The sequence below is a fragment of the Arthrobacter sp. DMZ02-1R genome (assembly GCF_057747935.1).
On sequence record NZ_CM173230.1, the window covers coordinates 2,096,448 to 2,108,958 of the forward strand.

Consider the following 12,511-nt stretch of genomic DNA (forward strand, 5'->3'; position numbering starts at 1 on the left):
GCCGCGCCTCAAAACTGAAGAGTACGACGCCGGGTGAGCGCCCGGCGTCGTACGCTTACCTTAGAGAACACATACGTTAAGGGGACGAAATGACCGAGAAGGTCAAGCTGCTTAGCCACGTCGAAGCAATCAACTGGAACCGCATCCAGGATGACAAGGACGTGGAGGTCTGGAACCGCCTGGTCAACAACTTCTGGCTGCCGGAGAAGGTGCCGCTGTCCAACGACGTCCAGTCCTGGCACACTCTGACCCCGGATGAGCAGCAGCTCACCATGCGCGTATTCACGGGCCTGACCCTGCTGGACACCATCCAGGGCACCGTAGGCGCCGTGTCCCTGATTCCGGATGCCATCACCCCGCACGAAGAGGCTGTGTACACCAACATCGCCTTCATGGAGTCGGTGCACGCGAAGTCCTACTCGTCGATTTTCTCGACCCTCTGCTCCACCAAGGAGATCGACGACGCCTTCCGCTGGTCCCTCGAGAACGAGAACCTGCAGAAGAAGGCCCAGATCGTCATGGATTACTATCGGGGCGACGATCCCCTCAAGCGCAAGGTGGCTTCCACGCTGCTGGAATCGTTCCTGTTCTACTCCGGGTTCTACCTTCCGATGTACTGGTCCTCCCGTGCCAAGCTCACGAACACGGCAGACCTCATCCGCCTGATCATCCGCGACGAAGCCGTGCACGGTTACTACATCGGCTATAAGTTCCAGAAGGGCCTGGAAAAGGTCTCCGAGGAACGGCGCCAGGAAATCAAGGACTACACCTTCGAACTGCTCTTCGAGCTGTACGAAAACGAAGTCCAGTACACGCACGACCTCTACGACGGCGTCGGCCTGGCTGAGGACGTCAAGAAGTTCCTGCACTACAACGCCAACAAGGCCCTCATGAACCTCGGCTACGAGGCCATGTTCCCGGCTTCCGTCACCGACGTGAACCCGGCCATCCTGTCGGCGCTGTCGCCTAATGCTGATGAGAACCACGACTTCTTCTCGGGGTCTGGGTCGTCTTATGTGATTGGGAAGGCTGTAAATACTGAGGATGAGGACTGGGAGTTCTAGGGCGGCGGCGGTGTGAGACCCCGGCCTAACTGAGCAATTTCGCAGTATCTGCTGAGCAGAAACAGCCCCTTATCTGAGCATTGCTCAGTTTGTAGCGAAATTTGCTCGTTTGCGTTCGCTTGGCCCTCCACGTTCTTGGGGCGCCCGGTGCCCCTGTATCTATCTTGTTGATATAGGGGCACCGGACCCAACAACGTCGCAGGGAGCCGGAGGACCGATCGTCCGAGGACGAGACGGGTCATGCAGGTTGTTCGTCCTTCTTCGACCTTGCTCACGGCTTCAACGACGACGTCATCTCCGTCCCGGTACACGAAGAAGCCGAGGTGATTCACACAGTCCCCGTCGCCGGCGAAATACGTCGCTGCCGCCGGCGAATCCGAGGAATTTCCACGGCACGCTCACGCCTTCTTCTGCTTCTGCAGCGGAAAGCTCGACCGCCTCGACCTCGGGTCGACGAGCAATCATCGGCGAGCTGAAAGGCTTAAGCGCATCGATCTCGGGGTCCGATAGGGCGAGGCGGCCCCGCTGAGCTGATATTCGCGCTGGACGATGGCTGCGATGGAGGGCTTTGGGCAGTGCACGCGAGCAGCAGAGCCACGGCACACCCAGCCAGCACGGCGGTTCCGGCGCATTTCGCAATCGCCCGAATCATGACCATGCCCCCAGACTACTCCCGGCCGGACTCACGGACATGCCACGTTTTCACAAGTCACCCACGCCGCGAAGGCACAGTGCCCCGGCCCGATCTTTGTTTCGACCGGTCACGGAGACGCCAAAGAGCCTCATCCGAACTCAGCCGGAGACAGCTCATAATCGACCCAAGGGAATGACAGGTCATCGGGGTGGGCGGCGCTGAGGAACTCGGCCCGGTTCAGCGTCCTGGCGAGGTTTTCCGGAAGTGGTTCTGAAACCGTTGGAGCCGCGCTCAGCACGACAATTGGTGGATCTCCGGAGATCGGGTTGGCTGGGGTCTGTTCCGGGTCAGGGTGTTGGTTTGGCCGTCGCGATCGTCTCACCGCCGGCGGCGTCGATTACTCTTCTGGTCCCGAGCGGGGCCTTCAGCGTGAGGGTGATGTCATGGTTTTTGGCTATCTGACAGGTGCTCGAGGAATCCGGTTCTCGGTGCACGGCGATGGTGATGGTGACGGAGTCTGCCTGTTCCTTGGCTTCTGCGGACTTGAACGTGTCGCATGCACCGTAACCGGCAGTGACGGTGATCGAGTTCGATGTCGGGTCGGTCCGATAGGTGAACGGCAGCGCGATGTAGTCGGCCGGACTGTTCGGGGGGACGGTGCCGGTTGGGGTTGGCGGCTGGGTGGGCGTGCACCCACCGGCCAGAAGCCCTATGAGGAGCAGCACCCCTGCGCGTGACGCTTGCCGGATCATGCGGTGTTCAACCATCCTGGATAACCCCAGTGCAGCCCCAAGGCGGCTGCCCGGGCGGCGATGCCTCGAACATATCGTATTGCCATGCGCCAAGACTCCCTGACGTCAACTACGTGGTCAAGAACCTGCGATCCATGCCGAGGCGGTATTGCCAACCCCTCATCGGCGTCGCACAATCGGCAAGTGAGATTCGATGGAGTGCTTCCCGAGGATGCACCAGATCCGCGTCTCGAGCAGGCCAGGCGTTTGGAACTGATGCCGATCCAGATCATGGGACTGGTACCACAGCCTACGCTGGAAGATCCGGATTTGGTCGGCATCCAGTACGGGCAGGATTCCCGCGGATACAACGAGATGTCGGCGAGCCTCACCTACACGCTGTGGCGCAACCCCGCTGACCGATCCGACCCGATAAACCTGGCCGAGCTCGACGAGCAGACGAGAAGGTCGATCGAAGGCGTTCCGCCTTGGCCGCGGCCGGCCTGGCTGGTTGAAGGGGTTCAACGCATGCGGTACCCCCAGCTCTGGGAGGCCGTGCGGACCACGTGGCACCGCGACACTTCCGAACGCTCGTCCCCGGCCCGGGTGCTGACCGAACACATGAACCACATCCTCATCAATCGCTACCGGCGTGAATGGCCGGGAGGCATTGCCTGGGACCGTCACGCCGGGGACCTCACAAGTCGTCCAGCCAACCATGCGGTGGCCGTTTGGATTGACGGCGTCGAAGTGCAGGGTGTGGAGATCGACACGGACCCACTCGTGCACGGGGTTGGGGCGTCCCTCAGAGGGGGCGGTGTTGTGACAGCGGTCCTCCCACGCGACGAGCTCGGCTACATACGCATTGAATTCGCGAAACGCCCGTAGGCCCGCTGGCCAGCACCTTCCGGCCCTGTGTCTCAGCTCGCCCGGACGGTCTGTAGCTCATGGACCGACGAAGATTCCAACGCGTGCCGGGACCCAGGGTCTACGGGGCGGGGACTTTCTTGAGTCGAAGGATGCCGATGGTCCAGAGGCTGACTGCCGCGTACAGCGCGGCCCAGACGATTTTCACCGGATCGAACAGGGGCCCGTCGATGAAGACCATCGTCAGCACGATTGACGCCGCGGAGACCACAATGGCGGCGATCAGTGGCGATCGGGCTGTTCTTTTTAGTGTGGCGAGGTTCCAGATCCCGATCACCAGGCCCGCGATGGATACCACTCCGAAGCCCAAGGTAACGGCGAAGACGTAGGCGATCCAATCTGCCGGGGGTTCTGCCCCTGAACCCGCCATGTCCCGTAAGTGTCCGATACCCGTCGCGGCGTTCGCGACGGTGACCCAGCAGGCGAGCAATCCCGTGCACAACTCGAAAAGCCTTAGCAAACGCTGCGACTTGGCCAATCGAACCGGACGATGTCCCGGCACGACGCCTTGGCTTCACGGAGCCGAGGGCGCACCCGATTCGCTCCCCGTGAGGGATCGGCGAATTCAGGCGGTCGTTGCAACGGCGGGTTTTTCTGGTTCAAATAGTAGCCGTTCCATGGCCTGGGCGGGGGTGATGCCGCCCAGGGTCTTGCGGGGCCTGGCGTTTAGTTCGGCGGCGACTTCGAGCAGCCGCTCGGGTGAGTGCGCGGACAGGTCGGTGCCCTTGGGGAAGTACTGGCGCAAGAGCCCATTGGTGTTCTCGTTGGTTCCGCGCTGCCAGGGTGAGTGCGGGTCGCAGAAGTAGATGTCCATCCTGGTCGCCACGGTGATCTGGCGGTGCTGGGCCAGCTCGGTGCCCTGATCCCAGGTCAGCGACTTACGCAGGTGCTGCGGCAGGGTCTTGATCGCCGCCAGCAGGCCGTCACGGACAGCGATGGCGCCGTGGTCATCGGGCAGGTGGACCAGCATCGTAAACCGGGTCTGGCGCTCCACCAAGGTGGCGATGGCCGAGCGGCAGTTCGACCCCAGCACCAAATCCCCTTCCCAATGCCCGGGCACGGCGCGGTCGGCGACCTCGGCGGGTCGTTCGCTGATCAAAATCATGTCCGGGATCTTCCCCGCCCGCTTGCCGGTGGAGCGTCTTGGCCGCCTCACGGCGCGGCCCGTGCGCAAGTGTCGGTGCAGGTCAGCGCGCAGGTGACCGCGGCCCTGCACATACAACGCCTGGTAGATCGTCTCGGGACACACCCGCATCTCCGACCGGTCCGGGAACGTCATGGCGAGGTCGTCACTGATCTGCTCAGGGCTCCACTTCACGCACAACCTGGCCTGTACCAAGGATGCCAGTTCCGGGTCATCGAACTTGCTGGCCTTGGGCCGGCGTCCGCGCAGCTCGGCTCGTTTCTGCGCCGCATACGGCGCATACTTCCCCCGTCCCCGCGCGCCCGTCCCGGGGCCGTTACGGCGCAGCTCACGACTGACTGTCGAGGCCGACCGCTTGAGCTGTCCCGCGATCGCCCGCACACTGGTCCCGGACATGTGCAGATCCGCGATCTGCAGCCGGTCCTCCAGGCACAGGTATCGGCCCGAAGGTTCGGGTTTCTTCCGCGGGATCCGCCCGCCGGTCGCCTGGCGCCAACGCCGCCCAGTTCGTCGATCCACTCCTACAGCCTCGCACGCCGCGATCAGCGTCGAGCCCTGGGCCATCAGCACCCAGAACCGGGCCTCCTTATCGATCCGTTCCTTCTTCGACAACATGCACAACACCTCACAACAAAAGGGGTGTTGCAACGACCGATTGAACTCGCCATCGGCTTACGGACAAGTGGCCCTCGGCCAGTTTCGGCTACCGGACGGGCATACTTTGGGGATGCAGCTGCCGTTTGCGGATCCAATCTGGTTTATCAAGGCACCCTTCGAACGAGTCGTCACCGAAACGACTGAATGGCTTAATGGGTTGGGGGCAGAAGCTTCACACGTCTCCGCGAACAGCTCCCGTCCATGCTTCTCCGCCTCGAACCCTGGCCCATGCCCTCGTGGAAGCAGCTCGTAGTGTCGACCACCGCCGATGAATGGACCGCCATCTTCAGTCAGGGCAGCGACATAAGCACGCCGAATGTTATCGGCGCGCGATTCGACTGCCTCAACATCCGCACATCCCACCAACCCCATAACCCATGCTCGGAAGATCGTCAGCTACGGCAGCACTGCGCTCTGGATCCAGTCGGGAACGCGGCATGTTCCTACCATCCAGGCCAGCTATCAGTCCCGCTGGCTTTGGACGCTCTTCGGCGATCCGCAACCCTTCGAGAACCTCGATAACTACACGGCAAAGAAGATCCCCGACCGGTTCACGCTTGAGTCTTTGAACGAGTACTGCGGCGCTCTAGGCATCGAGCGTGACAACTCAGGTTTCTGCGGCTCCGACGGGCTGCTCATCGAAGAGGACACGAGTAGTTGGACTCGCAAGCCGGGCGAGGTTGGTAGCACCGAATGGTTGGGCGACACCGTCTAAGACGGTGCGCGCTGGAGGATCGGATTGTGGGAGACCATTCACGGCCCCGAGCTCCGCAAATGTCCCGATGTGTACGCTATCCCCATGAGCAAGGTGACGGCAGAGGGCAGTTTGTGGCGACGAGTCCTGCAGGCGTTGAGGAACTTATTTCAGACGGTGGGCCATTGGCGCCTGGATTGGGCTTCGGTCGACGGAAAAATTGACGAAATTGTTGGATAAATCACTTTTGTGCCGCGGAGACCGCTAGCCCCGAGGACCGCCCGGTGTCACACCGCTTTTCCGGACCCACGTCAACCCTTCCGGAAGCTAAGCTCGATATGAACACCAGCCTTGAACTCGGTCCGTCCACTCCGAAGCCAGTGCAAACAGGCGCCCCGTCACGGGTGCCGGTCCCGTAACCGACCGTCGTTGCACACCACAAGCCAGCTGCGCGGGACGTGTTGTTGACCCCGGCCGGAGACCCGTTCCGCCGGAACTCGCCGATTTCTTGCCAGTGCGAGTTCTCAGCATCCTGGGCAGGTCAGTGGTGACTGAGCCTGGACAGGACGTTGGATGGAGTCAGCGGAATCACCGGGCGCCGCTTCCGAAACGTTGGCTTTCCTGGCCTTTATACGTCACTTCTCATCGCTTTTTCTTATGTGGCTTCCCCCCCATACTGGACAGGACTTACGACGGCGTAAGGTCTGTTCAGAGCTCTCGTCGTGCAGTCACTTCGAAAGGAATGCACGATCATGAGCAACCTGATTTCCCGCCAGGACACAGATCTTCAGGACCGGCAAGCGGCATCCGAGCTGGCACCCACCGTCACCGCTCCGGCTGCAGCCGCGGGCAGGACCGCTTCTACTGCACCTGCCCTGAAACCGTCTGAGATGACGGCGACGGTAGCGACCAGGGAGATGACCCTGACAACGAGCGGCAGGCCCACCATGCAGCCCTGGAGCATCCGCGGCTTTCACCCGGATGATCTGGACCAGCTCATCAACGTCTGGCAGGATTCCAGGACACGGGGTGCGCACCCGGTCTACAGCCTCGCGGAGATCATCGACGCGTGCTCCAGCGGGGTGGCTGTCGTGGCCGTGAGGGAGGGGAGAGTTGTCGGGGCAGCGGCCTGCAGAATCCAGGATGCCCGCGCGTGGATGGTCATGCTCGCGCAAGACCGGGAGTGGCGCGAACAAGGACTTGGCAGCGCCCTCCTGGCGGGGATGGAAGACAGGCTCACCAGCCAAGGAATACGGCGGATTTCGGCGCTCCTCCCGGCCTCCGAAACCAGAGTCCGGGCCTTCAGGAACAGCGAATACAGGGTGGAGGAGGACCTCCACTACTTCGAGAGGACCATCCCGCTTCAATCTCGGGAGGTGGGACCGCTGAGCTTGTTGGGGGGCCGCCTGCTTCCCCGCGGCCTCTGGGATACCCTCGCTGGCATGCAGCGCGAAAAATCCCTTATTGAAAGGCGCCTGATCCTGCCGCTGGCACGTACGGAACTCGCCAAGTCCCTGGGTGTCACCCCGCCACGCTCCGTGGTGCTCTTCGGTCCTCCCGGCACGGGTAAGACTACGTTCGCCAAGGCAGTGGCCTCCCGCCTCGAGTGGCCCTTCGTCGAGGTGTTCCCCTCGCGGCTTGCTGCCGATCCCCAGGGTCTCGCCGGCGCCTTGCGGCAGGTCTTCCTGGACATCGGGCGCCTCGATCACGCCGTCGTGTTCATCGATGAGGTCGAAGAGATTGCCTCCGCCCGCACCGGCGAAGCTTCATCACCGCTCCAGGGAGTCACCAATGAACTCCTAAAGATCATCCCGGCCTTCCGGGAGAAGGAAGGTCGCATTCTGATCTGCGCCACCAACTTCATCCGCGCGCTGGATAAAGCCTTCCTCCGCCACGGCCGCTTCGATTACGTCATCCCGATCGGGCCGCCGGATCTGGAGGCCCGGACGGCCATCTGGGACCGTTACATCCCGGCCGCGGTCTCCCCGCAGATCGACCTGGATGCCCTGGCCCGGGCCAGCGAACGGTTCTCCCCCGCCGACATCGAATTCGCAGCCCGGAAAGCCTCACAACAAGCCCTCGAACACGCCGTGCAGACCACCGCCCTGCCCATACCCGAGGACCAGGCACTCACAACGCGGGCCTACCTTCAGGCAATCCAAGAGACCCGTGCCACCGTCACGGAAGCAGTGGTCAAGGACTTCCTGGAAGACATCGAGCGAATAGCCCGGGTATAGCTGCCCTTGGCTGATCCGGTCATCAATGCGCACTTGGCCGCCCCGCTTATCCAGCGCTCCGGGTACGCAACGACTACGTGGGCTGGAAACGGCGGGCCCTCGCAGCCGGCCCTCCATGCGTCTTCAGCTCTGAGAACGGCTGGCTCCTCACCCTTGGCCCTCTCATCATTCGTTAAATCCGATGAATATCAGTCTGAATAATTCACTTATCCTAATGAAATTTTCCCCGCATACTCACGGAGTAACCCCCATCACAGGGCGGATTGATGGGCATCACATCTACCTAGGAGCACCTGATGGGCGCAAGAGATTTATCCCAGTCGATCATGCGGCGTAAGCCAATTGAAGACATGGAGGACGAGAATAAACACAGCGGACTGTTCAAGTCCCTGGGGCTCTGGCAGCTGACAGCCATCGGCGTCGGCGGCATCATCGGCGTCGGGATCTTTTCCCTGGCCGGGCTGGTGGCTGCCGGCAGCGAAGGAACACCCGGTGTGGGTCCGGCGGTGCTGTTCTCCTTCCTGATCGCAGGCCTGGCTTCCGCGGCTGCGGCACTTTCCTACGCGGAGTTCGCCGGCATGATCCCCCGCGCCGGATCCGCCTATACCTATGGCTACGTTGCCCTTGGCGAGGTGATCGGATGGTTCATCGGCTGGGACCTCCTGCTGGAGTACGTCGCCATTGTTGCCGTGGTGGCGATCGGCATTTCCGGCTACTTTGATGCGTTCCTTTCCGGAATCGGGATCCACATGCCGGCGTGGATGACCTCGACCGCGGATGAAGGACATGGCGGCATCATCAACCTGCCAGCCATCCTGGTCTGCCTGCTGGTCACCTGGATCCTGTCCCGTGGAACCAAGGCATTTGGCCGCTTCGAGCTGGTCGCGGTGGCCATCAAGGTGGTTCTGATCCTGTTCATCATCGGCCTGGGCATCTTCTACATCAACACGAACAACTACAATCCGTTCATGCCCAGCGGCTTCGGCCCTGTGGTGGCCGGTTCGGCCACCGTGTTCTTCGCCGTGTTCGGCTACGACGCCATGAGCACCGCGGCCGAGGAGGCCAAGGACGGCAAGAAGCACATGCCCAAGGCAATCGTGCTCTCGCTTGTCATCGCGATGCTCCTCTACGTCGCCGCGACCCTGGTGCTCACCGGCATGCAGAACTACAAGGACATTGATCCGAAGGCGGGCTTCGCCTCCGCCTTCACCGGCGTGGGACTGCCCGTCATCGCCACGATCATCTCGGTGTTCGCGGTCCTGTCGATCCTCACCGTGATGCTGACCTTCCTGCTCGGGGTCACCCGCGTCTGGTTCTCCATGAGCCGCGACGGTCTGCTCCCGGGCTGGTTCGCCAAAACGGACCGTCACGGCACCCCGCAGCGCGTCACCTGGATCGCAGGCATCGCCTCGGCCTTGCTCGCGGGCGTGTTCCCCATCAAGGCCGTCGCGGACCTGACCAACATCGGCATACTGGCCGCGTTCGTCGTCGTCTGTCTCTCAGTCATCATCTTCCGATACAAGAAACCCGACGCGCCGCGCACCTTCCGGCTGCCATTCATGCCGCTGGTTCCCGCGTTCGGCATGCTTGCATCCGCCTTCCTCATGACCCAGCTGCACTGGGAAACCTGGCTGCGTTTTATCGTGTGGCTGGCCATCGGCCTGGTCATCTACTTCGGCTACGGCCGCAAGCACTCCCTGATGAACCCGAACAGTCCGCGGCACGCAGAGGCTGAGAAGATGCACAGCCCCGTGTAGCCCCCATGCTTCCCGGTCCGGCAGGCTCAACCACCACTGGTCGAGCCTGCCGAAGACTTTGTAACACCGGTTTTCTGTCTCACTCAGGAACGTGCAGGGTCACGAGGGAGCGTCTGCTGGGCAACCGCGAAAACAAGCGAACCGCAACGGCGTCATGGATGAAGTTATGGCTGCGGTCCGTCAACTCATCTCATATTGCGTGGGAGGTCTCAATTGAGTCCCGCACTGGATGCCATTTGCAGACTTCGCGATGGAAAACGCGACCTCACGGCAGCGTTTGGAAATGGATGGCTAGATCATGCAGGCTCTCTAGCGGAAGTGCTTGGTGGTCGCTTCGAAGAGGGGTCAGGCGATGGGGATGCCTGTCGCGGCCGACAGCTGGGCGGTGACGGCGTTCATCTGGATGTCAGTCAGAGCGGCGGAGAACGGCAGGAGAGCCCACACATCGCCGTCGAAGTAAACGTCCCGGTACCAGCGGAAGTAGCCGATGTTCACGTGGTTCTCATACTGGAAAGTGATCTTGCTCGTGGAGGCGACGGCTGTGGCAACCTGGGTTCCGTCCAGCCACGTGGTGAGCGACCCGCCAGCGCCCCATCGGGCAGCATAAATATGCCAGGCGTTGGGGTCTACGCCCATGGCAACGTCCGGCTCCCCGCTGAGCTGCCATGTTCCGGCGGGGCCGCCGGCGAGCAGCATGTACTGGACGAAATGCCAGCTGAGCAGGCGCTGCATGGACGCTGCGGTGTCGGGCTTGCAGACCAGGAAGCTGGTGAACCCGGTCAGTCCGTCGATTGGCGATACCGCGTCCATCCGGGACCCGTTGAAGCGCAGCACCGGTGTGCCGTTCAGGCCGTCCAGGACCAGTAGTGGGTAGTCGGTCGGGGAGGAGCCCAGTTGGCTTCCGTCAGGAGCGTCCTGGTTTTGGGTGATCACGGGTCCCGCGTCGCGTCGGGCGGGGCTCTGATCGGCGAGGGTGACGACTTGGATGGTTGCAGACCCGGCCCAGGTCCTGATGTCGTCCTCGTCGAGGGTGTCATTGCCGCGGAAGGCGAATTCACGTTGAACCCCGTCGGTCGCTCGACGTAGGGTCAGCGCCTGGTTGACGAAGGGGGTGTACAGCCGTTTCGTGGCCAGAACGTTGAGGATTCCGCCCGGGTCGATGCCGCTGAAGGCGTCCAGCCGCGTGGAGTACCCTAATCCGCCGGGGTCAGTCAGGCCGGCGCTGTTGGTGCAGTTGACGACGTAGGTAGCCAGTCCGGCCGCAGTGTAGGTGAAGGTGGCCAGGCCGTTGAAGCCCGCGGGGAGGATGACCGACGCAGGGCTGAAGGTGCCGCCGAAACTGTCGGTGGGCTGCACGGTGATGGGCTGGGTAAGGTAGCCGCGGTAGTCAACGGTGAACGGGTCCGACGCGGCGCCTGCGGCGCCCCGGTCGGGTCCGCTGAGGTAATAGGGCGTGGGCGACGGCGCGCCGCTGTACTTGGTCAGCACCGCCATCTGCACGGTGTCGCGCCCGTCCGGCTGCGGCTCGATGCCCATCGGGTAGCTCTGGTACCAGCCACCGGAAGTGAAGTAGGTCACCGCTATGTTCCGGGACTGGCAGAAGGCGAGAGCCTGGTCGAGCGTCGCGAGCCAGCCCGGGTCGTTGTTTCCGGTGCCCATCTCGCCGATGTGGCCGTGGAACCCGTGCTGGGCGATCCAGTTGGCGAAACCTGTCAGCCGTTGCACGCCGATCTGGGTGGTAAGCGCTCCCGGTGGGCTCTGCAGGACGTCACCGGCGGCGACTTCGTCGGCCCAGATGTAGTGTGAGCCGGAGGAGTCCCGGTCGAAGTAGGTATGCGCGGAGTAGACGAGATTATTGGTCGGGTCAAGGATATTGAGGTTGGCGTTGACGGCGACCCAGGAGGCGGCTGATGACCAGTTGTCCCCTTCGATGTAGAGCGTCGTCGCGGTGTCGATCTGACGGATCGCGTCGGCTGCTGCCTGCGCTGCCTGCGGCCAGACTGCCGCGGACGGCATCCCGGACGGCTCGTTCATGATGTCGTACCCGGCCAGGCCGCCCCTTCCGGCCAGTGCTGTCGCCAGGCGCGTCCACAGATCGGCCAGATGGGCCACGGTGACCGAGCCACCGCCAATTTTCTGTGTGCCGTAGCCGCCGAAGTTGTGGAGGTCCACGATGATCCCGACTGCAATCGAGGCGGCGTGGGAGAGGACGTCGGTGATGAAGCCGAGGTAGGTGGCGTCCAGGGGACCGCCGAGCACCGGCTGGACACGCTCCCAGCGGATTGGCAACCTGATTTGGTTCAGCCCTCTGCTGTGCAGGTAGTCCAGGTCGCCGGGGACCGGGACGTAGTAGTCGACGTTCGGGGCACCGGGCACCGCGTTGCCGGCCTCCAAACCGGAGAGGTTCGCCCCGACGGAAAAACTCCCAGGCGCCGGCGGCGAGGCGATGGCGGTTCCGGATGGGAGTAGGATCCCCGCTGTCACCAGGCCCGCCAGGCCCAGGGCCTGCCTGCGGCCGATAAAAGTTTCGTTTGCTTTATCCATGTTCTGCTAACTCCTTCGATAGTCGAGGATTCGGGCGGAACCTCAGGGTCAGAAGTTGGAATGGACTTAACTCCAGCTCTGCCCGGCCGTCTTCCGCAGGGAAGTCTCCGGCGAAGACCAAG

9 protein-coding genes are annotated in these 12,511 nt (G+C 62.6%); 5 read left to right on the top strand and 4 right to left on the bottom strand.

Annotation, left to right across the window (positions count from 1 at the left end; all coding sequences use genetic code 11):
• Positions 1-89: 89 nt before the first annotated feature.
• Entirely contained in the window at positions 90-1,064 is a 975-nt protein-coding gene (gene nrdF / locus AC3ANQ_RS10275; RefSeq protein ID WP_345040995.1) for a class 1b ribonucleoside-diphosphate reductase subunit beta, read from the top strand.
• A gap of 981 nt (positions 1,065-2,045) precedes the next feature.
• Here nrdF and AC3ANQ_RS10280 read toward each other — a convergent pair.
• A complete protein-coding gene (locus tag AC3ANQ_RS10280) occupies positions 2,046-2,465 on the bottom strand; it encodes a hypothetical protein (RefSeq protein WP_488304961.1) in 420 nt (139 codons plus the stop codon).
• A gap of 168 nt (positions 2,466-2,633) precedes the next feature.
• Here AC3ANQ_RS10280 and AC3ANQ_RS10285 point away from each other — a divergent pair, with 168 nt between their 5' ends.
• Positions 2,634-3,317 (top strand): hypothetical protein, encoded by a 684-nt coding sequence (locus AC3ANQ_RS10285; protein WP_488304962.1) that lies wholly within the window; start codon positions 2,634-2,636, stop codon positions 3,315-3,317.
• A 100-nt stretch (positions 3,318-3,417) separates the two neighbouring features.
• On the opposite strand, the gene AC3ANQ_RS10290 is transcribed toward AC3ANQ_RS10285, so the two are convergent.
• The gene (locus AC3ANQ_RS10290) at positions 3,418-3,798 is read right to left on the bottom strand and encodes a hypothetical protein (RefSeq protein ID WP_488304963.1); all 381 of its coding nucleotides are present in this window, start codon (positions 3,796-3,798) and stop codon (positions 3,418-3,420) included.
• A gap of 123 nt (positions 3,799-3,921) precedes the next feature.
• On the bottom strand, positions 3,922-5,115 hold the full coding sequence (locus AC3ANQ_RS10295) for an IS30 family transposase (RefSeq protein ID WP_488304964.1): 1,194 nt from the start codon (positions 5,113-5,115) through the stop codon (positions 3,922-3,924).
• A gap of 358 nt (positions 5,116-5,473) precedes the next feature.
• On the opposite strand from AC3ANQ_RS10295, the gene AC3ANQ_RS10300 reads away from it, so the two are divergent.
• The 3 genes from AC3ANQ_RS10300 to AC3ANQ_RS10310 all read left to right on the top strand — a co-directional run bounded on the left by AC3ANQ_RS10300 (position 5,474) and on the right by AC3ANQ_RS10310 (position 9,845).
• Positions 5,474-5,872: a hypothetical protein gene (locus tag AC3ANQ_RS10300; RefSeq protein WP_488304965.1), complete on the top strand. Its 399-nt coding sequence runs from the start codon at positions 5,474-5,476 to the stop codon at positions 5,870-5,872.
• 926 nt (positions 5,873-6,798) lie between these two features.
• Positions 6,799-8,088: an ATP-binding protein gene (locus tag AC3ANQ_RS10305; protein WP_488305300.1), complete on the top strand. Its 1,290-nt coding sequence runs from the start codon at positions 6,799-6,801 to the stop codon at positions 8,086-8,088.
• A gap of 296 nt (positions 8,089-8,384) precedes the next feature.
• Positions 8,385-9,845, top strand: a complete 1,461-nt coding sequence (locus tag AC3ANQ_RS10310) for an amino acid permease (protein ID WP_488304966.1) — start codon at positions 8,385-8,387, stop codon at positions 9,843-9,845.
• Positions 9,846-10,190: 345 nt separating this feature from the next.
• On the opposite strand, the gene AC3ANQ_RS10315 is transcribed toward AC3ANQ_RS10310, so the two are convergent.
• On the bottom strand, positions 10,191-12,389 hold the full coding sequence (locus AC3ANQ_RS10315; RefSeq protein ID WP_488304967.1) for a glycoside hydrolase family 5 protein: 2,199 nt from the start codon (positions 12,387-12,389) through the stop codon (positions 10,191-10,193).
• Positions 12,390-12,511: the final 122 nt, after the last annotated feature.